23 protein-coding genes and 1 riboswitch are annotated in these 23,352 nt (G+C 65.4%); of the genes, 15 read left to right on the forward strand and 8 right to left on the reverse strand.

Translation table 11 applies throughout. The features are described 5' to 3' along the window. Positions 1-178 precede the first annotated feature (178 nt). From hflK to V6B08_RS09050, 3 genes are read left to right on the forward strand one after another with little or no spacing between them, the layout of a single operon-like run. The gene (hflK, locus tag V6B08_RS09040; protein WP_341979862.1) at positions 179-1,309 is read left to right on the forward strand and encodes an FtsH protease activity modulator HflK; all 1,131 of its coding nucleotides are present in this window, start codon (positions 179-181) and stop codon (positions 1,307-1,309) included. Between the two features lie 12 nt (positions 1,310-1,321). Then, positions 1,322-2,203 carry a protease modulator HflC gene (gene hflC, locus V6B08_RS09045; RefSeq protein ID WP_341979864.1) on the forward strand — a complete coding sequence of 294 codons (882 nt, stop codon included), beginning with the start codon at positions 1,322-1,324 and terminating at the stop codon, positions 2,201-2,203. A 34-nt stretch (positions 2,204-2,237) separates the two neighbouring features. After that, the gene (locus tag V6B08_RS09050) at positions 2,238-3,773 is read left to right on the forward strand and encodes a Do family serine endopeptidase (RefSeq protein WP_341979866.1); all 1,536 of its coding nucleotides are present in this window, start codon (positions 2,238-2,240) and stop codon (positions 3,771-3,773) included. A gap of 65 nt (positions 3,774-3,838) precedes the next feature. On the opposite strand, the gene V6B08_RS09055 is transcribed toward V6B08_RS09050, so the two are convergent. Beyond that, positions 3,839-4,450 (reverse strand): ATP-dependent Clp protease proteolytic subunit, encoded by a 612-nt coding sequence (locus tag V6B08_RS09055; RefSeq protein ID WP_341979868.1) that lies wholly within the window; start codon positions 4,448-4,450, stop codon positions 3,839-3,841. A 130-nt stretch (positions 4,451-4,580) separates the two neighbouring features. On the opposite strand from V6B08_RS09055, the gene V6B08_RS09060 reads away from it, so the two are divergent. The 8 genes from V6B08_RS09060 to argE all read left to right on the forward strand — a co-directional run bounded on the left by V6B08_RS09060 (position 4,581) and on the right by argE (position 11,467). Continuing rightward, on the forward strand, positions 4,581-5,363 hold the full coding sequence (locus tag V6B08_RS09060) for a 3-hydroxybutyrate dehydrogenase (protein ID WP_341979870.1): 783 nt from the start codon (positions 4,581-4,583) through the stop codon (positions 5,361-5,363). 102 nt (positions 5,364-5,465) lie between these two features. Then, positions 5,466-5,545, forward strand: a riboswitch (SAM riboswitch). An 83-nt stretch (positions 5,546-5,628) separates the two neighbouring features. Continuing rightward, positions 5,629-6,828, forward strand: coding sequence for an O-succinylhomoserine sulfhydrylase (gene metZ, locus V6B08_RS09065; RefSeq protein WP_341979872.1), 1,200 nt, complete (start codon positions 5,629-5,631; stop codon positions 6,826-6,828). Positions 6,829-7,007: 179 nt separating this feature from the next. Then, positions 7,008-8,072 (forward strand): OmpA family protein, encoded by a 1,065-nt coding sequence (locus V6B08_RS09070; protein ID WP_341979874.1) that lies wholly within the window; start codon positions 7,008-7,010, stop codon positions 8,070-8,072. A gap of 155 nt (positions 8,073-8,227) precedes the next feature. After that, entirely contained in the window at positions 8,228-8,620 is a 393-nt protein-coding gene (gene apaG / locus V6B08_RS09075) for a Co2+/Mg2+ efflux facilitator ApaG/CorD (protein WP_341979876.1), read from the forward strand. Positions 8,621-8,736: 116 nt separating this feature from the next. Further along, positions 8,737-9,390, forward strand: a complete 654-nt coding sequence (folE, locus tag V6B08_RS09080) for a GTP cyclohydrolase I FolE (RefSeq protein WP_341981616.1) — start codon at positions 8,737-8,739, stop codon at positions 9,388-9,390. Between the two features lie 6 nt (positions 9,391-9,396). Beyond that, entirely contained in the window at positions 9,397-9,690 is a 294-nt protein-coding gene (locus tag V6B08_RS09085; protein ID WP_341979878.1) for an Rdx family protein, read from the forward strand. 170 nt (positions 9,691-9,860) lie between these two features. Further along, entirely contained in the window at positions 9,861-10,229 is a 369-nt protein-coding gene (locus V6B08_RS09090) for a hypothetical protein (protein ID WP_341979879.1), read from the forward strand. A gap of 53 nt (positions 10,230-10,282) precedes the next feature. After that, a complete protein-coding gene (argE, locus tag V6B08_RS09095; RefSeq protein WP_341979881.1) occupies positions 10,283-11,467 on the forward strand; it encodes an acetylornithine deacetylase in 1,185 nt (394 codons plus the stop codon). On the opposite strand, the gene V6B08_RS09100 is transcribed toward argE, so the two are convergent. Next, on the reverse strand, positions 11,464-12,822 hold the full coding sequence (locus V6B08_RS09100) for a formimidoylglutamate deiminase (RefSeq protein WP_341979883.1): 1,359 nt from the start codon (positions 12,820-12,822) through the stop codon (positions 11,464-11,466). The two genes, argE and V6B08_RS09100, sit on opposite strands and share 4 nt — an antisense overlap. 64 nt (positions 12,823-12,886) lie before the next feature. Here V6B08_RS09100 and hutI point away from each other — a divergent pair, with 64 nt between their 5' ends. Together hutI and V6B08_RS09110 are read left to right on the forward strand one after the other, a co-directional pair. After that, positions 12,887-14,131: an imidazolonepropionase gene (hutI, locus tag V6B08_RS09105; protein WP_341979884.1), complete on the forward strand. Its 1,245-nt coding sequence runs from the start codon at positions 12,887-12,889 to the stop codon at positions 14,129-14,131. Positions 14,132-14,239: 108 nt separating this feature from the next. Beyond that, positions 14,240-14,587 carry a nucleotide exchange factor GrpE gene (locus tag V6B08_RS09110; protein WP_341979886.1) on the forward strand — a complete coding sequence of 116 codons (348 nt, stop codon included), beginning with the start codon at positions 14,240-14,242 and terminating at the stop codon, positions 14,585-14,587. A gap of 3 nt (positions 14,588-14,590) precedes the next feature. Here V6B08_RS09110 and V6B08_RS09115 read toward each other — a convergent pair whose 3' ends face one another. After that, a complete protein-coding gene (locus tag V6B08_RS09115) occupies positions 14,591-15,157 on the reverse strand; it encodes a hypothetical protein (protein ID WP_341979888.1) in 567 nt (188 codons plus the stop codon). Positions 15,158-16,158: 1,001 nt separating this feature from the next. On the opposite strand from V6B08_RS09115, the gene V6B08_RS09120 reads away from it, so the two are divergent. Next, positions 16,159-17,439 (forward strand): RsmB/NOP family class I SAM-dependent RNA methyltransferase, encoded by a 1,281-nt coding sequence (locus tag V6B08_RS09120; RefSeq protein ID WP_341979890.1) that lies wholly within the window; start codon positions 16,159-16,161, stop codon positions 17,437-17,439. Here the strand turns inward: V6B08_RS09120 and V6B08_RS09125 are convergent. The 4 genes from V6B08_RS09125 to V6B08_RS09140 all read right to left on the reverse strand — a co-directional run bounded on the left by V6B08_RS09125 (position 17,436) and on the right by V6B08_RS09140 (position 20,958). Next, entirely contained in the window at positions 17,436-18,194 is a 759-nt protein-coding gene (locus V6B08_RS09125; RefSeq protein ID WP_341979893.1) for a glutamine amidotransferase-related protein, read from the reverse strand. The genes V6B08_RS09120 and V6B08_RS09125 overlap by 4 nt on opposite strands. A gap of 156 nt (positions 18,195-18,350) precedes the next feature. Next, the gene (locus tag V6B08_RS09130) at positions 18,351-19,112 is read right to left on the reverse strand and encodes an SDR family oxidoreductase (protein WP_341979895.1); all 762 of its coding nucleotides are present in this window, start codon (positions 19,110-19,112) and stop codon (positions 18,351-18,353) included. A 305-nt stretch (positions 19,113-19,417) separates the two neighbouring features. Next, the gene (locus tag V6B08_RS09135; protein WP_341979897.1) at positions 19,418-20,632 is read right to left on the reverse strand and encodes a threonine ammonia-lyase; all 1,215 of its coding nucleotides are present in this window, start codon (positions 20,630-20,632) and stop codon (positions 19,418-19,420) included. A gap of 2 nt (positions 20,633-20,634) precedes the next feature. Next, positions 20,635-20,958 (reverse strand): hypothetical protein, encoded by a 324-nt coding sequence (locus tag V6B08_RS09140; RefSeq protein WP_341979899.1) that lies wholly within the window; start codon positions 20,956-20,958, stop codon positions 20,635-20,637. A 113-nt stretch (positions 20,959-21,071) separates the two neighbouring features. On the opposite strand from V6B08_RS09140, the gene V6B08_RS09145 reads away from it, so the two are divergent. Further along, positions 21,072-21,575: a DUF2244 domain-containing protein gene (locus V6B08_RS09145; protein ID WP_341979901.1), complete on the forward strand. Its 504-nt coding sequence runs from the start codon at positions 21,072-21,074 to the stop codon at positions 21,573-21,575. Positions 21,576-21,581: 6 nt separating this feature from the next. On the opposite strand, the gene ybaL is transcribed toward V6B08_RS09145, so the two are convergent. Further along, positions 21,582-23,258 carry a YbaL family putative K(+) efflux transporter gene (gene ybaL / locus V6B08_RS09150; protein WP_341979903.1) on the reverse strand — a complete coding sequence of 559 codons (1,677 nt, stop codon included), beginning with the start codon at positions 23,256-23,258 and terminating at the stop codon, positions 21,582-21,584. Between the last annotated feature and the right edge of the window lie 94 nt (positions 23,259-23,352).

The raw sequence follows: 23,352 nt of genomic DNA on the forward strand, positions 1-23,352 counted from the left end.
GCTGGCGGCCAACGACGACGTGCCGAAGGTATAACGCGGCAGGCGTATTGGGGCAAACCGCCCGACAGGAAGGCTTTATAAACGCGGCAAGCCCGGCGGGGCCTGCCGACCGCCGATACCCCGGTCCGACATGCCGGGCCGGCTGGCGCAACAATCCCACGCGGAAGGACGGAAGAGTATGCCCTGGAGCAATCAAGGTGGTGGTGGCGGTTGGCAAGGCGGCGGCGGTGGCCGCGGCCCCTGGGGCCAAGGCCCGCGCGGTGGTGGCCCCACCGGCGGCGGCGGCAACGGCGGTGGCCCGATTCCGCCCAATCTTGAAGACCTGCTCCGCAAGGGCCAGGACCGCATGCGGGACATGATGCCCGGCGGCAATTTCTCGGCGCGCGGCATTGCGCTGCTGTTCCTTGCCGCCATCGCGGTGTGGATGGGCAGCGGCATCTACCGCGTCGATACCAATGAAGCCGGCGTGGTGCTGCGTTTCGGTCGTTTCGCCGATATTACCCAGCCGGGCCTGCGCTGGCATTGGCCGTGGCCGATCGAGTCGGTGCTCACCCCGCGCGTCACCACGGTGAACCGCGAGGAAATCGGCTTCCGCACCGTCGGCGAGACCAGCACCCGCGCCGGCCAGAGCCGCGACGTGCCGGAAGAAAGCCTGATGCTCACCGGCGACGAGAATATCGTCGATATCGATTTCACCGTGCTGTGGCAGGTCAAGGATCCGCAGCTTTATCTGTTCAATGTCTCCGATGTGCAGCGCACCATCAAGCAGGTGGCGGAAAGCGCCGTACGCGAAGTGGTGGGCAAGAACCCGATCCAGTTCACGCTGACCGAGGGCCGCACCAAGATCGCCGATGACTCGCGCCTGCTGATGCAGAGCGTGCTGGATGGTTACAAGGCCGGCGTCACCATCAACCAGGTGGCGTTGCAGCGTACCGAGCCGCCGGCATCGGTCATTGATGCCTTCCGCGACGTGCAGGCCGCACAGGCCGACCGCGAGCGCGCGCAGAACGAAGCCGAGGCCTACCGCAACGATATCCTGCCGCGCGCCCGCGGCGAGGTGCAGCGCATCCTGCAGCAGGCGGAAGCCTACAAGCAGGAAGTGATCGCCAATTCCCAAGGTGAAGCGGCGCGCTTCATCTCGGTCTACAACGAATACAAGCTGGCCAAGGATGTAACCGCCAAGCGCATGTATCTTGAGACCATGGAGAGCATCCTGCGCGGCACCAACAAGGTGATAATGGATACCAGTGCAGGCGGCCAGGGCGTGGTGCCCTATCTGCCGCTGCCCGAACTGCAGAAAAAGAAGTAAGGAGGCGCCGCCATGAACCGCACTGTCGTCGCCGCGCTGGTGGTGATTCTCATCGCCGCTGGTGCTCTTCTCAAGAGTTCGCTGTTCACCGTGCACCAGGCGCAACAGGCGCTGGTGGTGCAGTTCGGTGATCCACGCCGCGTCATCACCGAGCCAGGCCTGCACTTCAAGGTGCCGATGATCCAGGACGTGATCTATTTCGACAAGCGCATCCTCGGTCTGGACGCGCAGCCGGAAGAAATCCTCACCACCGACCGCCGCCGTCTGGTGGTGGACAGCTTCGTGCGCTACCGCATCGTCGATCCGCTGCTCTACTACCAGTCGGTGCGCAACGAAGCCTTGCTGCGCAACAACCTGGCGCCTTCGGTGGCCAACGCCTTGCGCGGCGCCTTCGGCAAGCTGGATGCCATCGCCATTGTTTCGGGTGATCGCCCGGCGGCGATGCAGGCGGTGAGCACCGTGCTGGAAGTGGATGCCAAGCGGCTTGGCATCGACATCGTGGATGTGCGCATCAAGCGCGCCGACTTCCCCGAGGCTATCGGTCAGGCGATTTTCCGCCGCATGCAGACCGAGCGCGAGCGCGAGGCCAAGGAGCAGCGCGCCACCGGCTTCGAGCTGAGCGAGAAGATCCGCGCCGATGCCGAGCGCCAGCGCACCGTGCTGCTGGCCGATGCGCGCAAGCTATCGGAAGTGCTGCGCGGTGAGGGCGATGGCGCCCGGACCCGGATTTTCGCGGAAGCCGCGAACCAGGACCCGGAATTCTACGCGTTCTACCGGTCGCTGCAGGCCTATTCCAAGTCGCTGCAGCAGAGCGACACCACGATGATTTTATCTCCCGACTCGGAGTTCTTCCGCTATTTTACGGAAAGCCCCGGGGCGAAGTCGAAACGCTAGGTTTCCGGCTGTTCGCACGGGCAGGAGGGTACACATGGGTATGATGCCGTCTCTCAAGGGCCAGATTCCGTTCAAGAATCTTGTTTCCCTCAAGAGTTTGGCCGCAGCTTTGCTCGCCGCACAGCTCCTGCTTGGCGCGGCGGCGACCGCCCAGGCGCGGGCGCCGGAAGGCGATTTCGCCGATCTGGCCGAGCAGTTGCTGCCCTCGGTGGTGAATATCTCCACCACCCAGACGGTGAAGAACCGCCCTGGCGGCAGCCTGCCGGAAGGCATGCCGCAATTTCCGCCGGGGTCGCCTTTCGAGGAATTCTTCAAGGATTTCTTCGACCGCCAGCAGAAGGGCCAGGGCGGTGGTGGCAATCGTCCGCCGCGCCAGGTGTCCTCGCTCGGTTCCGGTTTCATCGTCGATGCCCGTGGTTATGTGGTCACTAACAATCACGTGATCGCCGATGCCGACGAGGTCCGCGTCATCCTGCACGACAACACCGAATTGCCGGCCAAGATCATCGGCCGCGACCCGGAAGTCGATCTCGCCGTCCTTAAAGTGGAGCCGAAGCAGCCGCTGAAGCCGATCAACTGGGGTGAGTCGGGCAAGGCCCGGGTCGGCGAATGGGTGCTGGCCATCGGCAACCCGCTGGGCTTGGGCGGCACTGTCACCGCCGGCATTATCTCGGCCCGTGGCCGCGATATCGGCGCCGGCCGTTACGATGACTTCATCCAGACCGACGCCTCGATCAACAAGGGCAATTCCGGCGGCCCGCTGTTCAACCGTGCCGGCGAGGTGATCGGCATCAACACCGCGATCTTCTCGCAGTCTGGCGGCTCCATCGGCATCGGCTTCTCGGTGCCCTCGGCCATGGCCCGCCCGGTGGTGCAGCAACTGATCGAATTCGGCCGCACCAAGCGCGGCTGGCTCGGCGTGCAGATCCAGTCGGTCACCGACGAGATGGTGGAAGACCTCGGCCTTGATAAGGCCCGTGGCGCCCTGGTTGCCAAGGTGGTGCCGGGTGGCCCGGCCGAGAAGGCCGGTATCCAGTCCGGCGACGTCATCGTCAGCTTCGATGGCAAGCCGATTGCCTCCACCAATGCGCTCACCCGTACCGTGGCCGAAACCACGGTCGGCAAGGCGGTGCCGGTCGAATTGCAGCGCAAGGGCAAGAAAGTCACCGTGCGTGCCACGCTCGGCGAACTGGAGCAGGCCATGGCCTCGGCGGAAGCGCCGCCGGCCAAGGGCAGTGATCCGAAGCAGCGCCCGGCGCGCGGCGAGACGGCTTTGGCCGATCTCGGCGTCAAGATCGCGCCGCTGAATGCCGAGACGCGCAAGCGTTTCGACATCAAGGACGATGTGAAGGGCGTTGTGGTGGTGGACGTGGATGCCGATGGCCCGGCGGCCAAGCGCGACGTGCGTGCCGGCGATGTCATCGTCGAGGTGTCGCAATCCGAGGTGCGCAACCCCGAGGATGCCGCCGAGATGCTGAAGGCGCTGCGCGATGCCAAGCGCAAGGTGGCCCTGCTGCAGATACTGCGCGGCGGCGAACCACGCTTCGTGCCGGTCCCGCTGAAGTCGTAAGGCGCTCAGGTCAACAAAAAAAGCCCCGGCAGTTCGCACTGCCGGGGCTTTTTCTTTGTCTTGTCTCAGCCGAGTTCGCTGGCCGAGGAGATGATCTTGCCGACCAGGCCGTAGGTCACGGCTTCCTCGGCGCTCATCCAGTAGTCGCGGTCGGTATCCTTTTCGATCCGCTCCAGCGGCTGACCGGTCTCGTGGGCGAAAATCTCATTCAGCCGCTTGCGCATGCGGATGATTTCCTTGGCCTGGATGGCGACATCCGAGGCGGTGCCGCCGGCGCCGCCCGACGGCTGGTGCAGCAGGAAGCGGGTGTTGGGCAGGCTGAGGCGGTTCTCGCGCGGCGCCGCCGAGTAGATCAGCGCGCCGGCCGAAGCGACCCAGCCGGTGCCGACGATGCGCACCGTCGGCTTGATGAACTTGATCACGTCGTAGATCGAGTCACCCGATTCCACATGGCCGCCTTGGGAATTGATGAATACGGTGATCGGGTCGTCGCTGGCATGGGCCAGCGCCAGCAGGCGGGCCGTCACTTCCTTGGCCAGCTTCTGGTCGATGCCGCCGAAAATCAGGATAGTGCGGGCCTTGAACAGGCGTTCGTCCAGGCCGCCGGACTTTTCCGCCTTGGCGTCCTTGTCCTTGTCGTCCTGCGCCGGTTCGTCGTCGTTGAACTGGTAAAGCATCGGCTTTGAGTCTCCAAAATCCGCTTCATCCTGGGTAGCCCAGCGGCCCCGTTGTTGCAAGGCTCCGGGGGGGCACGCTAAGGTGCGCCGCACCGCAAAAAAGCTGCACTGCACTTAATGGAGAGCGCCGATGCTGAAAGGCAAGTCCGCCGTCGTCACAGGTTCCACCAGCGGCATCGGCCTGGGCGTCGCCCGGGCGCTGGCGCAGCAGGGCGTGAACATCATGCTCAACGGCTTCGGCGATCCGGCGGCCATCGAGCAGATCCGCGCCGGCCTGGCGGCTGAAACCGGCGTGACCGTGCTCTACAGCGGCGCGGATATGAGCAAGGCGGCGGAGGTCGCCGACCTGGTGAAAGCTGCCGAGACCGCTTTCGGCGGCGTCGATATCCTGATCAATAATGCCGGCATCCAGTTCGTTTCGCCGGTGGATGAATTCCCCGAGGCGAAGTGGCAGGCGATCCAGGACATCAACCTGTCGTCCACGTTCCATGCCACCAAGGCGGCCTTTCCGGGCATGAAGCAGCGCAACTGGGGCCGCGTGGTGAATATCGTTTCCGCCCATGGCCTGGTGGCCTCGCCGTTCAAGTCGGCCTATGTCGCCGCCAAGCATGGCCAGATCGGCTTCACCAAGTCGGCGGCGCTGGAAGTGGCCGAAACCAACATTACCGTGAACGCGATCTGCCCGGGCTATGTCCGCACGCCGCTGGTGGAGGGCCAGATCGAGGACCAGGCCAAGGCGCATAACATGCCGCGCGACCGCGTGATCCGCGAGGTGATCCTGGCGGCGCAGCCGAACAAGCGCTTCGTGGAAGTGGAGGAAGTGGCAGCCCTGGCGGTGTTCCTCTGCGGCGAGATGGCGAAGTCGATCACCGGTACCGCCATCGCCATTGACGGCGGCTGGACCGCGCGCTGAGGCGCGCGGTGGGATGGGGCTGGACCGCGCGCTGAGGCATATGTGGACTGGGGCCGCCGGCGGGAATCCGCTTGACGGCCCCGGAAATGGGGCCTAAAACGCCTGTCACTTCGTGGTGATTTGAGCCGACCGGCTTGCGGACCACGTTAAACAAACCGCTAAAAGGTCGGGCGGTTATTGAAACCCCGGACCTTTGCGGTGCCGGGGTTTTTTGTTGCCCCGGAGGTTTTTTTACTTGCTGCGGGCGCGGCAGACGAGGGATGCGATGAGCGATCAGAAGGGCAAGGCGGAGAAGTGGCGGCTGGCCACCAAGCTGGTGCGCGGCGGCACCATGCGTTCGCAATTCGGCGAGACCTCGGAAGCCCTCTTCATGACCTCGGGCTTTCGCTACGACAGCGCCGAGGCAGCCGAGGCGCGCTTCAAGAACGAGCAGCCGGGCTTCGTCTACAGCCGCTTCTCCAATCCCACGGTGGAAATGTTCGAGACCCGCATGGCGCTGCTGGAAGGTGCTGAAGCGGCGCGCGGCGTGGCGTCGGGAATGGCGGCGGTGAACGCGGCGCTGATGTGCCAGCTTAAAGCGGGTGACGAAGTGGTGTCGGCCCGTGCCGTATTCGGCTCCTGCCGCTATATCGTGGAAGACCTTCTGCCGCGCTTCGGCATCAAGACCACGCTGGTTGATGGCACCGACCTCAAGGCCTGGGAAGCCGCGATCACCAAGCGTACCCGCGCGGTGTTCCTGGAAACCCCGGCCAACCCGACGCTGGAACTGATCGATATCCGCGCCGTGGCCGATATCGCCCATGCCGTCGGCGCCCGTGTCGTGGTCGACAACGTGTTCGCCACCCCGGTGCTGCAGAAGCCGCTGGAGCTTGGCGCCGATATCGTCATCTACAGCGCCACCAAGCATATCGACGGCCAGGGCAGGGCGCTTGGCGGCGTCATCCTCGGCTCGGAAGCCTTTGTACGCGACGAACTGACGGTCTACCTGCGCCATACCGGCCCTTCCATGAGCCCGTTCAATGCCTGGATCATGCTCAAGGGCCTGGAGACCCTGGAATTGCGCGTAGCCCGCCATGTCGAGAATGCCAGCACGGTGGCCGCCGCCCTGGCCGGGCACCCGCAGATCGAGCAATTGCTGTTCCCGGGCCTGCAGAGCCACCCGCAATACGACCTTGCCAGGCGCCAGATGGCCGGGCCGGGCAACATGGTCGCCTTCCGGGTCAAGGGCGGCAAGGCGGCGGCGTTCAAGGCCCTCAATGCCCTAAAATTGGTGGATATCTCGAATAATCTGGGTGACTCCAAGAGCCTGGTGACACACCCGGCTACCACTACGCACCAAAGGTTGTCGGCCGAGGAGCGAGCAAAACTGGGGATCGATGACAGCCTGCTGCGCATGTCGGTTGGCCTGGAAGACCCGCTCGACATTATTGACGATTTAAATCAAGCGCTTGCCACCGCTGGATGAACCGGTTCCCGCCCCTGTGGCAGCTTTGCCACAGGGGGGTGAATTTTCCGCCCTGCGACAGCCTTTCCGCTTTACGCTGGCGCCGCCAACGCCGATAGTGTGGGCACTGTATTTCGAGTCCCGGCGCGGATGCCTCCAAGCATCCGGTTCGCCTTGTTTTTTTGAAGGGAGATTTGGTGATGATGAACGCGCGTATGGCCCTCCTGGCCGGTGCCGCTCTCGCCGTGATGGCGATGCAGCCCGCCGCGGCGCAGACCAACGGCTGGTATACCGGCCTCGCGGGCGGTGCTGGCTGGACTGATGACACCAAAGTCCGCAATGCCCCCGGCGGCCCTGCTGCAGTTGAGCATGACCCTGGCTTCGCCGTTCTCGGTAAGGTCGGCTACGGCTTCGGCGAAGTGCGCGTTGAAGGCGAACTCGGCTATCGCCAGAACGATGGCAAGGGTGCCAACAATGTCGACCTGAACACCTGGTCGATGTTCGGCAACTTGCTCTACGACTTCGCTGGCATGGGCAGCTTCGTGCCGTATGTCGGCTTCGGCGTTGGTATGCAGAATATTGGCGCTGAAGGTACCGTCAGCGGCGCCCGCTTCGATGATAGCGCCTGGGCTCCGGCCGTGCAGGGCATCATCGGCGCCAACTACGCGCTGAGCGACAACTGGCTGGTGGGCGCTGACTATCGCTACATCACTGGCGCCCGCGCCAAGTTCGATAGCAACACCGCCAATGTCGATGCCAAGTCGGGCAATCAGAACCATGTCGTGACGGTTGGCTTCACCTACCGCTTTGGCGCCCCGGCGCCAGCGCCGAAGCCGACCCCTGCTGTGGCTGCGCCGCCGCCGCCGCCCCCGCCGCCGGCCCCGGCTCCCGCCGTTCAGGCTCCGCCGCCGCCGCCGCCGCCGGCCCGTCTGCCGGAGACCTACGTGGTGTTCTTCGCGTTCGACAAGTCGGATATCAGCCCGGTTGCCTCGCAGGTGCTTGACCGCGCCATCGCCGACTTCCGCGCCACCGGCAGCACCCGTGTGGTGATCGAAGGCCATACCGACCGTTCGGGTAAGGATGTTTACAACCAGCGTCTCTCCGAGCGCCGCGCCAAGTCGGTTGCTGATTACCTGACCGCCAAGGGCGTTGCGGGTTCGGCGATCCAGACCGCCGGCTTCGGTGAAACCCGTCCGCGCGTTCCGACCGCCGATGGCGAGCGCAACGAAGAGAACCGCCGCGCTGAAATCTTCCTGCGCAAGTAAGCGCTGGATACAAGGTTAACAGCGGCCGCCCTGGGGCAACCCAGGGCGGCCGTTGCCGTTTAAGGGCCTTGTCGTTTCAGGACCTTGCTGTTTCAAGATTTTGGTGTTGCGCCCTTGGGGTGGACAAAGCGCCAGCCCGTTCTACAATCGGCGACATGTATCAGAAGATCACCCGTGGCATCGCCATCACCGTGCGTCCCTCCTACCTCGAGGAGCAGTCCTCGCCGGAGGAGAATTATTTCGTCTGGGCCTACAACATCGTGATCGAGAACAAGGGCGAGCAGACTGTGCAGTTGCAGAGCCGGCATTGGAAGATCACCGATGCGCGCGGTCGGGTGCAGGAAGTGCAGGGGCCTGGCGTGGTTGGTGAGCAGCCGGTGCTCGGTCCGGGCGAGCGGTTCGAATATACCAGTGGCACGCCGCTGCCCACATCATCCGGTTTCATGGTCGGCACGTATAAGATGGTGAGTCATGATGGTGACAGCTTTGATGTCGCCATCCCGGCTTTCTCGCTCGACAGCCCGCATGAGGCGCGCCGGGTTAACTGAAATAGCCCATTGCTTGGGCTGCTAACGGCACTATTTCATTGGCATGCCCTGGTTGGCCGGTGCTCGGCTGGCAGCAAGGAATGGGCCGGCAACTGGAGATGCGCGTCATGAACAACATGGCCACGGGCAAAGAAGCTGGGATCAAGCGTTTCACCAAGGCGGGCGACCATGTTGTGCGCGACCGTCCAAGCCGCGCCGAGGCGGAATTGGCGGTACGTACCCTGATCCGCTGGGCCGGCGATGATCCGGACCGCGAAGGCCTGGTCGGCACGCCCGACCGCGTGGTGCGCTCGTATGAGGAATTCTTCGCCGGCTATGATGAAGACCCGGTGGCGATGCTGGAGCGCACCTTCGAGGAAACCGACGGCTACGACGAGATGGTCGTGCTGCGCGACATCCGCCTGGAAAGCCATTGCGAGCATCACATGGTGCCGATCATCGGCAAGGCACATGTCGCCTATCTGCCGGGGAAGCGTGTGGTAGGCATCTCGAAGCTGGCGCGCGTGCTGGAAGTCTATGCCAAGCGCCTGCAGATCCAGGAAAAGCTCACCGCCCAGGTGGCCAACACGATCCAGACCGTGTTGCAGCCGCGCGGCGTTGCCGTGGTGATCGAGGCGGCGCATCAATGCATGACCACGCGCGGCATCCGCAAGCCGGGCGTCACCATGGTCACCAGCCGCATGCTCGGCGCCTTCCGCGATGATCCGCGCACGCGGCAGGAATTCATGGCGATGATCGGCTCCGGCGGCAATCGCAGCGTCGAAGGCTGATCCGGCATGGCAGGCGAGGCGGCGGCAGCGAAGCCACGCGTCGTCATCGCCTATTGCACGCAATGCCAGTGGCTGCTGCGGGCTGCCTGGATGGCGCAGGAACTGCTCGCCACCTTCGCCGATGATCTCGGCGAAGTGGCGCTGCAGCCCGGTACCGGCGGCATTTTCCATATCACCTATGACGATGCCTTGCTCTGGGAGCGCAAACGCGATGGCGGCTTCCCGGATGTGAAGACGCTGAAGCAGTTGGTGCGCGACCGGCTCGACCCGCAGCGCGACCTCGGCCATATCGACAGCTGATACCGCAACAACGGAGCCTGCCCGGCGAAGCTTGCCGCGGGCGGCAAAATCTGCCGCCCGGCGGCATGGTTTACAAATATTAAACCATTGAAATAGTGAGGAAATTCACGGCCTGGGCGGCTGGCATGGTGGTTGCTTCTGCTGAAGCAAACCTGATCCAGGAGTCCGTCATGTCCTTCGCCGTGCAATCCTCCACCGCTTCCTATCTCGCCTATGCCGCGACCGCCGTTAAGGGCGCTGCCGCCAATGACGATGCCTCTCAGGCGACGGGCCAGACCGCTGCTGCCGATGCGACCAAGACCGCGCCCGGCCAGCCGGACGCGACCGAACAGAATTTCCTCGACTATGCCCGCATGTCGGTGGCCGAGCGCATCCGCAAGCATTACCTGGAGAAGGCCGGCATGACCGAGGAGCAGCTCGGCCAGCTCGATGCCGATGCCCGCGCCAAGATCGAAGAGGAAATCCGCAACAAGGTGCGCGAATCCCTGCTGCAGAATGGCGGCAAGGATTCCGGCTCGATCGCCAATATTGTGGTTTAGGCGGAAATTGCGCCCGGCTGGTTTCAGGCTGGGCGCTGGTTTATAAGCGAGGGATGAGCCAGCCCATCTCCCTCGACTGGATTTCCCGCCTGGTCGGCTTCGATACCACCAGCCGCGATTCCAACCTCGCCCTGATCGACTGCATCGCCGAGTATCTCGCGGCGCATGGCATCGCGTCGGAAAAGATCTTCGATGCTTCGGGCCGCAAGGCCAATCTCTATGCCACCATCGGGCCAAAAGAGCAGGGCGGCATCATCCTGTCGGGCCATACCGACGTGGTGCCGGTGGATGGCCAGGACTGGGTCACCGATCCATTCAAGCTGCAGCAGCATAGCGGCAAGCTGTGGGGGCGCGGCACGTCCGACATGAAGAGCTTCATCGCCATCAGTCTGGCGATGCTGCCCGAGATGCTGGCGCGGCCTTTGCGCGTGCCGCTGCATTTCGCCTTCTCCTATGACGAGGAAGTCGGCTGCCTCGGCGTGCATGGCATTGTCGATTTCATCAAGCGCGGCGGGCCGCGCCCGGCTTTGGCCATCGTCGGCGAGCCGACCGAGATGCAGGTGGTGAACGCCCATAAGAGCGTCTGTGCCTGCAACACCTCGGTGCATGGCCTGGAGGCGCATTCCAGCGCCACGCATCAGGGCGTCAACGCCATCCAGTATGCCGCCGAAATGATTGCCGAACTGAACCGCATCCAGCGCGCCTACAAGGCACCGGAGCATTGCGAGCCGCGCTTCGAGCCGCCGCATACCACGATCACGGTCGGCCAGATCAGCGGCGGCACGGCGCGCAACATCCTGGCCAAGGAATGCCATTTCATGTGGGATGTGCGCTCGGTACGGCCGGAGCATGACCAGCAGGTGGTGGATGCCTTCAACCGCTATGTGGAGGCGGAAATCCTGCCCGACATGCGCCGCATCCATCCTGGCGCGCGGGTGGAAACCAATGTCGTGGCGCATGTGCCGCCCTTCCTGCCGCAGGCCGACAACAAGGCCGAGCGGTTGGCGATGCGGCTGGCGCGGCAGAATAACGCCTATGCGGTTTCCTACGGCACGGAAGCCGGCATTTTCGAAGTCGGCGATATCCCCACCGTGGTCTGCGGCCCCGGCAATATCCGCGAAGCGCATAAGCCGAACGAATATATCGAGGTCAGCCAGATCGTCGAAGGCGAGGCCTTCATGCGCCGGCTGATTGATTTCTGCGCCGGCGACGCGGCACTGGATTTCATCAAGAGCTAAGCGTTCAGCAGCTTCTGCATCGCCGCGCGGTAGCGGGCGGCGATGGCTTCGCCCTTGATATGGCGGCCCTCGGACACCACGCGTTCGCCGCCGACATAAACCTCGCGCACTGCATTCGGCTGGCCGGAGAAAATCCAGGCATCGAGCAGACGTTCGGGCGGCAGCCCGGCGAATTGCGCAGCATTGCCGTCCAGCAGCACGAAATCGGCGCGCTGGCCCACGGCTATCGCGCCGGTAGGCTGTTGCAACGCCTGGGCGCCGCCCGAGGCGGCGGCGTCAAACAGTTTCGGCCCGGTGGCGGCACCCGGCGCACCACTTAGGATGTTGCGGCCGCGATGAAACAGCCGCTGGCCGTATTCCAGCCAGCGCAGTTCTTCGACTGCGCTGATGCTGATATGGCTGTCGGAACCGATTCCGAGGCGGCCGCCCTGGCTGAGATACGCCACTGCCGGGAATAGGCCGTCGCCGAGATTGGCTTCGGTGCTTGGGCAGATGCCGGCGACGGCCTGGCTTGCGGCCAGCCGCGCGGTTTCTTCCACCGTCATATGCGTCGCATGTACCAGGCACCAGCGCGCATCCACGGCGGCATTGTCGAGCAGCCACTGCACCGGGCGCTTGCCGGTGAAGGCTTCGCATTCCGCCACTTCGCCGGTCTGTTCGGCGATATGGATATGCACCGGACCCGTGGCATCGAGCCGCAGCACCTCGGCCAGCATCTCGGCCGGCACGGCGCGCAGCGAATGCGGCGCCATGCCAAGACGATGCTTGCCAGTGAGGCGCGGGCGCAGCCTGTCGAGCAGGGCGGCATAGCCGTCAATGTCATGCAGGAAGCGGCGCTGGCGCTCAGTGGCTGGCTTGCCGAAGCCGCCGGCGGCGTAGAGCACCGGCAGATGCGTCAAGGCCATGCCGGTCTGCTCGGCGGCAGAGAGGATGCGCCAGCTCAGTTCCGCCCTGTCGTCATAGGCGCGGCCATCGGGCTGATGGTGCAGGTAGTGGAACTCGCCGACGGCTGTGTAACCCTGGGCCAGCATCTCGGAATAGAGCTGCGCTGCGATGGCCTCCACATCCTCGGGCGAAAGCGTCAGCGCGAAACGGTACATGGTCTCACGCCAGGTCCAGAAATCATCGCCGGCCGGGCCGGCAATCTCGGCCAGGCCGGCCATGGCGCGCTGGAAGGCGTGGCTGTGCAGGTTGGCAAGGCCGGGCAGCACCGGGCCATCGAGCCGCAGGGCATCTGTGGCGGCGGGGCGGTCTGGCGTCACCGCCTGGATCATGCCGGCGGCATCGGCGGCAATCTCCACCCCCCGGGCCCAACCTCCCGGCAGATAGGCTTGGCTCAGCCAAAAGCGGCGCATGACGATCTCTCCTCACTTGTATATATAAGTTGGCAGAGTTGCCTGGATCAGGAAAGAGCGAAGCATGGCGGGCGAGGGCGAATTCGATACCGTGTGGCGCGATGCCAGCATTGCCACCATGGTGCCCGGCGGCACCCCGTTCGGCGCCATCGAGAATGGCGCGATTGCCGCCAAGGACGGGCGCATCGCCTGGGTTGGGCCGGTGGCGGCGCTACCCCAGGCGCGGATCGGTGCGCATACCGTGGTGCATCGGCTGCAAGGTGGCTGGATCACGCCCGGCCTGGTCGATTGCCACACCCATCTGGTCTTCGGCGGCAACCGCGCCCATGAATTCGAGCTGCGGCTGAATGGCGCCACTTATGAAGAGATTGCCCGCGCCGGCGGCGGCATCCGCTCCACCGTGGCGGCGACGCGTGCCGCCGATGAGGCCGAATTGCTGCGCCAGAGCGCGCCGCGCCTGAAAGCCCTGATTGCGGAGGGCGTCACCACGCTGGAGATCAAGTCCGGCTACGGCCTCAGCCTGGAAGACGAACTGAAATGCCTGCGCGTGGCGCGGCGTCTGGGCGAGCTATACCCGGTGCGCATCCGCACCACGCTGCTGGCCGCCCATAGCGTGCCGGCGGAATTCGCCGGCCGTGCTGACGACTATATCGATCTGGTCTGCAACACGATCATTCCCGCCGCCGCCCGCGAGGGCCTGGCCGATGCGGTGGATGCGTTCTGCGAGGGTATCGCCTTTTCCGTTGCGCAGACGCGGCGCGTGTTCGAGGCGGCGGGACGCCATGGCCTGCCGGTGAAGCTGCATGCCGAGCAGTTGAGCAATCTCGGCGGTGCCAAGCTGGCCGCCGAGTTCAACGCGCTTTCGGCGGATCATCTCGAGCATCTGGACGAGGCGGGCGCCGAGGCGATGGCCAGGGCCGGCACCGTGGCGGTGCTGCTGCCCGGCGCCTTCTATGCCTTGCGCGAGACCCAGGCGCCGCCGGTGGCTTTGTTCCGCAAGCATGGCGTGAAGATGGCGGTGTCCACCGACTGCAATCCCGGCACCTCGCCGGTATCTTCCTTGCTGCTGATCCTCAACATGGCCTGCACCCTGTTCCGTCTTACCCCGGAGGAGGCGCTGGCCGGCGCCACCCGCGAGGCTGCCCGGGCGCTCGGGCTGGCGGCTGATTGCGGCACGCTGGAGCCAGGCAAGCGCGCCGATCTGGTGGTGTGGGATATCGACCGCCCGGCGGCACTCGCCTACCGCATCGGCTTTAACCCACGCCGGCAGGTGGTGCTGGCCGGCCAGCCGCTGCCGGCGGCCACTTAGGGCCAGATCCAGGTACCACTCTGGCGTGCCTATCCTTTCGAGGGATTGCGGCGGTGTTTTCGCCACCTATATCGTAAGGATCAGGGAGAACCAGAAAGGGTCCTTACCATGGGCGATTGGGTATACGTACTCGGTGGAGGCATCGTTCTCTTCTGGGCTGGTGCCTGGCTGCTCCTGCATCTCGGCAATTTCGAGATGCGCATCAGTCAGCTCCGCCAGGGCATCGAGAACCGGATGTCTCAGCTTGAGCGTCAGCAGCAGAATTACAGCCGCACGGTGGCCGACTACGAACGCACCACCCAGACGATCTTCTCCCAGTTGGCGGATGTCACCGACAATCTGGAAAAGACCCGTCAGGAACTGGCCGACGTGAAGCGGTCGATCAACGTGATGGAAATTTCCTTGAATGACCTGAAGCTGCGCAGCATGCCGCCGCGCAGCATGCGCTACGGCTGACGCTTAGGCCGGATTGAGCGTGATGCGCAGCAGCTTGCCGGGCTGCGCCAGCCACAGCCATTGCCCCTGACCCGATACCGCGACGAAACCGCCGCGGCCCAGATCCAGCGCCGGCTGCCCGGTCTCGCGCGGCAATCCCTGATCCAGACGCCACGGCATTTCGCGCGACGGCATTTCGCCATCGCCCACGCGGATCGCCAGCAGCGGTGCGCCATCGCGGCCCAGCAGCCAGAGGCGTCCCTGGCGGTCCATGTTCAAGATGCCGGCGGGCGAGGGCGGATCGGCGGCAATCGCTTCATGCACCTTGCGGCCGGCATCCAGGCGGTGCAGGCGGCGGCCATCGGCTTCCAGCCACCATACGTCACCGCTTTTCTCGGCATAGAGCGAGATCGCCTCGGTGCCCGGCGGCAGCGGCACTTCCATGATCGAGCCTACCCGAGGCGGCAGGCTGGCGGCATTCTGGCCGGCACAAGCCACCAGCAGCAGGCAGCCGAATGCCAGGGTGAGGAAACGCGGCAGCAGGGAACGCAGGATGATCATGGCGGCGGCTTCGGGGCTCTGGCGTTGCATTGTGACAATTTTAGCCGCTGGCGCGCGCCAGAACCAGAGGGGCGGGTATTAGCTCTTGCTGATACCGCCGCCTCGGCCTATGACGGGCGCCAATCCCCCCATCCCCCGATCCGAGCCCTTAACCCGAGCTGATGCCCGTGAGCAAACCTCCTTCCAAGCGCCCCTCTGGCGCGCGCCCCTTTTCCGCCTCCAAGACAGGCGGCAAGCCCGGTGGCAAGCCTGCTGGTAAATTCAGCGGCAAGCCTGCCGGCAAGACGGGCGGCAAACCCGCTGGTAAATCCGGGGCCAAGTCTGGTGGCTGGGCGGGGGGCAAGCCGGGTTCCAAACCTGGCCATAAGCCGGGTGACCGTCCGGCCAGGCCATCCGGTCCCGGTCAACCTCATCCCGGTCAGCAGCGTCCGGGTCAGCGGCATGAACGCAGCGAGCGCCATGTTGAGCGCGCCCTGGAGCGTATTGAGGGCCGCCCGGAACGGTCTGAACGCCCAGGTAAGTCTGAACGCCCAGGTAAGTCTGAACGCTTTGGCAAGTCCGAGCGCCCAGGCCGTCACCATGAGCGCCCGGATCGCTCTGAACGCCCCAACCGTTCTGACCGTCCTGAACGGGCCGAGCGTGCCGGGAGCGCGGAGCATTTCAGCAAGCCGCGTTTCGACAAGGAGCGCCCAGACAAGCCCCGCTTCGATGGCCACCGTTCCGATGGTCCGCGCTCTGACAGGCCACGCTCTGATCGGCCACGCTCTGATCGGCCACGCTCTGACCGGCCCCGTTCCGACAGGCCGCGCTCGGATCTGCCGCATTCCGACAGGAGCGATGCCGACAGGCGCGGCCCGGATCAGCGGGAAGCCGGCAACCGGGGTTATGAAAAACGCGGTTTTGACAAGCGAGGCCCAGAGCGGCGCGAGCCAGACCGGCGCAGCCCAGGCCGGCGTGATTCAGACAGGGCCGGGGCCGAGAAGCCGCAACAGCGGCCGCCGCACAAGATCCGTCCTGGTTCCTCGCGCGCGGTGATTGCCGGCGCGGTGCAGTTGCTGGAGGCGATTTTCACCAGCGGCGAACCGGGCGATCGCGTGCTGCATGCCTGGATGAAGGCCAATCACCGCCGCTTCGATGCCGCCGAGCGTTCGGCGCTGGTCAACCTTGTCGAGGAAGTGCAGCGCCAGCGCGGCCGGATCGACTGGTGGCTGGCCCGCTCGGGCGAGGGCAAGGTGGCGCCGGGCAATGACCTGCGCGTCGCCGCCTGGCGCATCCTGGCGCAGGGCGCCAAGGCTGATGGCGCGGTCGCATCGCTGGGCCTGGCGGAAAGCGAAGTCGAGCCGATGTCGCGGCTGCTGCGGCCGCTGGAGGGCCACACGCTGGAGCATCCCGAGATGCCGGCGGTGGCACGCCACAATCTGCCGGCCTGGATCGAGCCGCGTTTCCGCACCCGCTTCGGCGCCGATTTCGATCTGGAAATGGCGGCGATGCTGCGCCCGGCGCCGTTGGATCTGCGCGTCAACCTGCTGAAGACCACGCGCGATGCCGCGCTTGGCCTGCTCAACGCCGCTGGCATGCGCGCGCAAGCCACGCCGCTTTCGCCCACCGGACTGCGCCTTGGGCCGCAGGCCTATGTGAACAACACGGAAGCCTTCGCCGAGGGGCTGATCGAGCCGCAGGATGAAGGTTCGCAACTGGCGGCGATGCTGGTGGAAGCAGCAGGCGCCAAGCTGGTGGTGGATTTTTGCGCCGGGGCTGGCGGCAAGTCGCTCGCCATCGGCGCCGCCATGCGCAACAACGGCCGCCTGATTGCCTGCGATGTCAGCGAGAAGCGGCTGGCGCGGGCCAAGCTGCGGCTGCGCCGCGCCGGTGTACATAATGCCGAGTGCCGCCCGCTGGAAGCCAAATGGTTGAAGCGCCAGGCCGGCAAGGCCGACCGTGTGCTGGTGGATGCGCCCTGTTCAGGGACGGGCACCTGGCGGCGCAAGCCCGATGCGCGCTGGCGCCTGAGCGAGAATGACATCGTCGAACTGACCCAGCGCCAGGCTGAAATCCTCGAGCGCGCCGCGCGCCTGGTGGCGCCGGGCGGCCGGCTGATCTACGTCACCTGCTCGGTGCTGACGGAAGAGAACGAAGCGCAGATCGCAGCGTTCCTGAAGGGCCATGGCGATTTCAAGCCGCTGCCGGTTGCCGATGTATGGGGCCGCGCCATCGGCGGGCCTTGCCCGACCTCGGACACCTATCTGCGCCTGACGCCGGGCCGCAATGGCACCGACGGCTTCTTCGTCGCGATATTGGAAAAGCAGGGCTAATCCGCCGCGTCGGCGAGCGGCGCCGGGGCCAATTGCTGCGCCGCTTTCTGGGCCGGTTTCACGCCAGGCTTGAGCGCCGTGCCATTGAGCCAGCGCGGCAGGAAACCGCGCAGCCAGGCGGCGATGCCGCCGTCATGGCGGGCATGGCCAGCATATTGCGTCTGGCGGCATTGTGCGCCCGGCATCACCAGGCGATGCGCCGCCCGCGTGGTCCATACCCGCATCATGGCGCCGGTCACTTCCGGGTGGAACTGGATGCCGAAGGCATTGCCGCCCATGGCGAAGGCCTGGTTCGGAAACCATTTCGTACTGGCCAGATGCTCGGCTGCCTTGGGCAGGTCGAAGCCCTCGCCATGCCACTGGTAGACATGCAGCTTCTCAGGGAACAGGGCACGGCCGGCGGCGCTGACCTGCAGAGGGTAATAGCCGATTTCATGCCAGCCATCGGCATGCGGCGCGACGCGGGCGCCGGCGGCACGGGCCAGCATCTGCGCGCCGAGGCAGACACCGAGATAGGGCTTGCCGCTGGCCGCCGCCATCGGAATCCAGTCCAGTTCGCGGCGGATGAAAGGCAGGTGGTCGTCGTTGGCGCTCATCGGCCCGCCGAACACCACCACGCCGGCATGGCCGCTCATGTCGCGCGGCAGTTCATGGCCGATGCAAGGGCGGCGGATATCGAGGGAATAGCCCAGCGCCTGCAATTCATCCCCGATGCGTCCGGGGGTGGATTGCTCCTGGTGCACGACAATAAGCACGGGCTGCTTAGGCGAAACTGGCAGCTTGGGGGCGGCTGTCATGCCCCCCAAGATGCAGCGATTCACGGGGTTTTTCCAGCCCATAAAATGTGGCCCCCATCACAAGACGGGGGTCACAGGATGGGCCACGGAACGGGGCGGGCGGGATTTGCCGGCTTATTGGGCGGTGATGCCGCCGTCGATGACGAATTCCGCGCCAGTGACGAACTTGGACTCGTCGGAAGCCAGGTAGAGGATGCAATAGGCGACGTCGTCCGGGTCGCCGAGGCAGCCGAGCGGCACCTGGGATTCCAGCTTCTGGCGCGTCTTGGCCGGGTCGCCGCCGGCATAGATCATCGACTGCACCATCGGCGTGTCGATGAAGGTGGGGTGCACCGAGTTGCAGCGGATCTTGTAGCCGCGCTTGGCGCAATGCAAAGCCGTGGTCTTGGCCAGCATGCGGGCGGCGGCTTTCGACGTGTTGTAGGCGCCCATATTGTGGCCGGCGATGATGCCGGAAACCGATGAGATGATGATGATCGAGCCCGGCGCATGCGCCTTCATGCGCGGCAGGGCATGCTTGTTGCCAAGGAAGGGGCCGTTGAGGTTGACGTCATGCACGAAGTCCCATTCCTCGATGCTGACATCTTCCACATTCTTCAGCACACCGACGCCGGCGGAGTGCACCAGCACGTTCAGGCCGCCGAAAGCGGCTTCCACCGCATCCAGCGCCTTGATCCATTGGTCTTCCTTGGTGACGTCCAGTTCCACCGCGATGGCATTGGCGCCGATCTCGTCGGCCACGGCCTTGGCGCCAGCGAAGTTGCGGTCGGCCAGCGCCACCTTGGCGCCTTCGCGTGCCATCATGATGGCGGTCGCCTTGCCAAGCCCTGAGGCGCCGCCCGTGATCAGGGCGACCTTGTTCGATACGCGTCCCATTGTTTCCTCCCGAAGGGTAAGGCAGCCAGAATAGGCTAGACCGTTCCCTTTGCATACGGATTCGCTGCGCCGAGGTGACTTTGCATTTTGGGTAGGAGCCCGACGCAGGGCGTAGTGGGGCTACGGCCAAGTCGGGCGACGCACCCAAAATGCAAAGTCACCCGGCCCCACAGGGGTTGCGTCTGGAGGCGGCATCCGCGGCGTCGAAACGCTTGCCGGTACGTCCAGTACCGGCTGCGCGCTTCTCCTTGCGGGCTACCGCCTCCAGACGCAACGCAGTCGGTTCCGTATGCGAAGGGAACGGTCTAGATGCCTATTGCCGCCAAGCGCGCGCGCAGCCCGGCTGCCCCAAGGGCCGTCACAAGTTCTTCCAGATGGGCGCGGTCGCGGGCTTCCACCACGAATTCTATTTCGGTGGATTTCGCCGAGGCGAGCGTGAACAGGCGTTGATGCGCCACCTCGATGATGTTGACACCGGTGGTGCCGATGATGCCGGCGGCGCGCGCCAGGCGGCCCGGCGCGTCGTCGGTGGTGACGATCAGCCGTGCCAGCCGGCCATCGCGCACCAGGCCGCGCATCAGCACGGAGGCGAGCAGGCGGGTGTCGATATTGCCGCCAGTGAGCACGATGCCGACGCGGCGGCCCTGGAAGAGCTGCTTATGCGCCAGCAAGGCGGCGAGGCCGGCGGCACCGGCGCCCTCGGTCACGGTCTTTTCGATCTCCACCAGCAGCACGATGGCGCGCTCGATCTCGGCCTCGCTGGTGATCAGCACGTCGCGCACCAACTGGCGGGCGACCTGCATCGGTGCGCGGCCGATATCGCGCACGCTGATGCCCTCGGCTATCGAGATGCCGCCAACCTGCACCGGCTGGTCATGCATCTGCTGATACATTGCTGTGTAGAGTTCGCCCTCGACGCCATAGAGATGCAGGCCGGGCCGCTTGGCATGGGCCGCGATGGCCATGCCGGCGATCAGGCCGCCGCCGCCCACCGGCACCACCAGGTCATCCAGGTGCGGTGCCTGTTCCAGCATCTCCAGCGCCACCGTGCCCTGGCCGGCCATCACCGCCAGATCATCATAGGGATGCACGAAGACCAGGCCCTCGTCGGCGGCAAGCTGCTGCGCCTTGGCGGCGGCTTCCGCCAGCGTCTCGCCTTCCAGCAGCACGCGGGCACCGTGGTTGCGCACATGGCGCACCTTCACATAGGGCGTGAAGCCCGGCATCACGATGGTGGCGGGAATGCCTAAGCGCCCGGCATGGTAGGCGACACCCTGTGCATGATTGCCGGCCGACATGGCGATGACGCCGCGCCTGCGCTCATCGGCGTTCAGTTGCAGCAGCTTGTTCAGCGCACCGCGCTCCTTGAAGCTGGCGGTGAATTGCAGGTTCTCGAATTTCAGCCACACCTCGGCATCGACGAGCTGCGACAGCGTGCGCGATTGCAGGCAGGGCGTGCGGGTCAGCGCCCCGTCGATGCGCCGTGCCGCCGCTTCGATATCGCCGAGGGTGAGCAGCATGGTCAGTGGTCCGCGCGATGCAGAATCTTGTCGCGCAGGCCGGTTTCATAGGCCAGGCCGGCCGGCGTCAGGGTCATGCCGGGCTCGACCAGGCCTTTGCGGCCCAACGCCACCCATACCGCCTCGTTATGCAGGCCGGTGGCATCGGCGCCCGAGACCACGGCGGCGCCGATATGGAAATGGTTGCCATGCGGCGAGGGCAATTGGTGCAGCCGCACGCGGCCATCGGCCAGCGGCTCGCCCGCTATTTCAGCAATGGCCTGCAGCAGGGTCAGGGTCTTGAGTTGCAGCGGGTTCAATTTCAGCGGGTTGAGCTTGGGCGCCATGATGCCTGTCCCTGTAACTACTGTCCGAAAACTAGGCCCCAGGGTTAAGGCTTGCGCGGGGCGGCGTCAATCAGTGGCTTGCCGCCCGGCCGGCTAGGAGTAATCTAGCCGTCATGGATCAGGCGGCTCATCCCTTCTTCCAGGCCGAGTTGCGCCCGCACCGCTCGCTCGGGCGGCGCGGCTTTTTCATCCTGATCGCCTGCGTGGCGCTGATCAATTTCGCTGCCGGGGTGGCCTTCTGGCTCGCCGGGGCCTGGCCGGTGATGGGCTTCTGCGGCCTGGAAGTGCTGCTGCTATGGCTGGCCTTCCGCTACAGCTATGCCCAGGCGCGGGCGCGGGAATATGTCACGCTGGATGGCTCCAGCCTCACCATCCGCCGCGTCACCGCGCGCGGCCAGCAGAAGCAATGGCAGTTGCAGCCCTACTGGGTGCAGGTGGAATGCGATGAGGAGCCGGACAGCCATCAGGTGACGCTCTGGAGCCATGGCCGGGGCATCCCGGTCGGACAGTTCCTCAGCCCGCCCGAGCGGCTGGAACTGGCCGAGGCCTTGCGCGATGCGCTGTGGCGCTGGCGCCAGCCGCCGGGCGCCGGCCTGCGTACGCTCGACGTCGTTTAACCGGCGCTATGTCGGCTGCGGGAAGGCCCGCTCCATCATGCCGCGCGCGATTTCGCGCTCGCCCATCACGATCAGGTCGGCACCGAGATTGCTGAGGTAATCCACCTCGCCATCGGCATGGGCGCGGGCGACGATCTTGAGATCGGGATTGGCCTTGCGCGCCTGCTCGACGATCTGGCCGGCCTCGAAGGCATTCGGGATCGCTACGAAGATCCAGCGCGCGCCCGCGATATTCGCCGCCTCGATCATGTCATGCGCCGCGGCATTGCCGAGCAAGGTTTCAAAACCGGCGGCGCGGGCCTGCTCGGCGAGCTTCTGGCGTTCCTCGATCACCAGCAGCGCGCGGTTCTCGCGCCGCAGCGCCTCGGCCACCAGGCTGCCGACGCGGCCGAAGCCGATCACCACGGCGTGCTGGCTGAGGACGGTAGGCACCAGTTTTTCGGCGGCAGCGCTCTCCTTGTCCTCCGGTGCGGGCTCCTTGCCCTCGCGTTTTTCGAGCCAGCCTTTGAGCCGGTCTAGCGAGGCGAAGAAGATCGGGTTGGCCAGGATCGAGAGGATGGCACCTGTAACGATCAGGTCGCGGCCCATCGGCGGCAGCAATTCAAGATGCAGGCCCAGTGCCGCCAGGATGAAGGAGAATTCGCCGATCTGCGCCAGGCTGGCGGCGATGGTGAGCGCGGTGGAGAGCTTGTGGCGGAAGGCGAGAACCAGCGCCAGGGCCGCCACCGACTTGCCGATCACGATGATGATGAAGGTGGCCAGCACCGGCAGCGGCTCGCGCAGCAGGATGCTGGGATCGAACAGCATGCCGACCGAGACGAAGAACAGCACCGCAAAGGCATCGCGCAACGGCAGCGATTCTTCCGCCGCGCGATGGGAGAGTTCGCTCTCGCTCAACACCATGCCGGCGAAGAAGGCGCCGAGCGCGAAGGAGACGCCGAACAGCACGGCGGCGCCATAGGCAACGCCGAGCGCGATGGCCAGCACGGCAAGGCGGAATAACTCGCGTGAGCCGGTATGGGCGATGTAATGCAGCAGCCAGGGGATGACGCGGCGGCCGACAATCAGCATCAGCGCCATGAAGGCGGCAACCTTGCCCAGCGTGATCGCCAGCAGCGTGCCGATCTCGCGTGCGCCCAGCCCGCCGGCCTCGTCCTTCAGCAGGCCGGCCAGCGGCGGCAGCAGCACCAGCGCCAGCACCATGGCAAGGTCTTCCACGATCAGCCATCCGACCGCGATGCGGCCGCGTTCGGACTCCATCAGGTGGCGTTCCTGCAGCGCGCGCAGTAGCACCACGGTGGAGGCGACCGATAGCGCCAGGCCGAAGACGAAGCCGCCGCCCATGCTCCAGCCCATCGCCCAGGCCAGCGCCATGCCAAGCACCGTGGCCACCGCGATTTGGGCGACGGCGCCGGGAATGGCGATGGCCTTCACGCTGAGGAGGTCCTTGAGCGAGAAATGCATGCCGACGCCGAACATCAGCAGGATCACGCCCAGTTCGGCCAGCTCCGGCGCCAGCGCCTGGTCGGCGACGAAGCCGGGCGTGAACGGCCCGACCACGACGCCGGCCAGCAGGTAGCCAACCAGCGGCGAGATGCGCAGTCGGTTGGCGATGGCCCCCAGGATGAAGGCGAGCACCAGGCCGCCGACGACGGTGGCGATAAGGGGAGTGTGATGCGGCATCGGCGCTTAAGACTCCTGTCGAGATTTTGGCGGGAGGCAGCCGAAGCGTACCAAGGTCTGATATAAAAGCGCGGTAAAGAATGTCAACCTTTGC

Origin of the sequence: Ferrovibrio sp. MS7, from assembly GCF_038404985.1 — a bacterium.
GTDB classification, from domain to species: Bacteria; Pseudomonadota; Alphaproteobacteria; order Ferrovibrionales; family Ferrovibrionaceae; genus Ferrovibrio; species Ferrovibrio plantarum.

Excerpts from the sequence above, each read along its gene's own strand:
- V6B08_RS09135 (WP_341979897.1), bottom strand. The coding sequence starts at position 20,632 with ATGCTGCTCACCCTCGGCGATATCGAAGCGGCGGCACGGCGCATCGAC.
- V6B08_RS09090 (WP_341979879.1), top strand. The coding sequence starts at position 9,861 with ATGTCCTTCGCCGTGCAATCCTCCACCGCTTCCTATCTCGCCTATGCC.
- hutI (WP_341979884.1), top strand. The coding sequence starts at position 12,887 with ATGGCGGGCGAGGGCGAATTCGATACCGTGTGGCGCGATGCCAGCATT.
- V6B08_RS09130 (WP_341979895.1), bottom strand. The coding sequence starts at position 19,112 with ATGGGACGCGTATCGAACAAGGTCGCCCTGATCACGGGCGGCGCCTCA.
- V6B08_RS09115 (WP_341979888.1), bottom strand. The coding sequence starts at position 15,157 with ATGCAACGCCAGAGCCCCGAAGCCGCCGCCATGATCATCCTGCGTTCC.
- V6B08_RS09140 (WP_341979899.1), bottom strand. The coding sequence starts at position 20,958 with ATGGCGCCCAAGCTCAACCCGCTGAAATTGAACCCGCTGCAACTCAAG.
- V6B08_RS09055 (WP_341979868.1), bottom strand. The coding sequence starts at position 4,450 with ATGCTTTACCAGTTCAACGACGACGAACCGGCGCAGGACGACAAGGAC.
- apaG (WP_341979876.1), top strand. The coding sequence starts at position 8,228 with ATGTATCAGAAGATCACCCGTGGCATCGCCATCACCGTGCGTCCCTCC.
- folE (WP_341981616.1), top strand. The coding sequence starts at position 8,737 with ATGGCCACGGGCAAAGAAGCTGGGATCAAGCGTTTCACCAAGGCGGGC.
- V6B08_RS09050 (WP_341979866.1), top strand. The coding sequence starts at position 2,238 with ATGGGTATGATGCCGTCTCTCAAGGGCCAGATTCCGTTCAAGAATCTT.
- hflC (WP_341979864.1), top strand. The coding sequence starts at position 1,322 with ATGAACCGCACTGTCGTCGCCGCGCTGGTGGTGATTCTCATCGCCGCT.
- V6B08_RS09145 (WP_341979901.1), top strand. The coding sequence starts at position 21,072 with ATGGATCAGGCGGCTCATCCCTTCTTCCAGGCCGAGTTGCGCCCGCAC.
- V6B08_RS09110 (WP_341979886.1), top strand. The coding sequence starts at position 14,240 with ATGGGCGATTGGGTATACGTACTCGGTGGAGGCATCGTTCTCTTCTGG.
- V6B08_RS09060 (WP_341979870.1), top strand. The coding sequence starts at position 4,581 with ATGCTGAAAGGCAAGTCCGCCGTCGTCACAGGTTCCACCAGCGGCATC.
- V6B08_RS09085 (WP_341979878.1), top strand. The coding sequence starts at position 9,397 with ATGGCAGGCGAGGCGGCGGCAGCGAAGCCACGCGTCGTCATCGCCTAT.
- metZ (WP_341979872.1), top strand. The coding sequence starts at position 5,629 with ATGAGCGATCAGAAGGGCAAGGCGGAGAAGTGGCGGCTGGCCACCAAG.
- V6B08_RS09070 (WP_341979874.1), top strand. The coding sequence starts at position 7,008 with ATGATGAACGCGCGTATGGCCCTCCTGGCCGGTGCCGCTCTCGCCGTG.
- hflK (WP_341979862.1), top strand. The coding sequence starts at position 179 with ATGCCCTGGAGCAATCAAGGTGGTGGTGGCGGTTGGCAAGGCGGCGGC.
- argE (WP_341979881.1), top strand. The coding sequence starts at position 10,283 with ATGAGCCAGCCCATCTCCCTCGACTGGATTTCCCGCCTGGTCGGCTTC.
- V6B08_RS09100 (WP_341979883.1), bottom strand. The coding sequence starts at position 12,822 with ATGCGCCGCTTTTGGCTGAGCCAAGCCTATCTGCCGGGAGGTTGGGCC.
- ybaL (WP_341979903.1), bottom strand. The coding sequence starts at position 23,258 with ATGCCGCATCACACTCCCCTTATCGCCACCGTCGTCGGCGGCCTGGTG.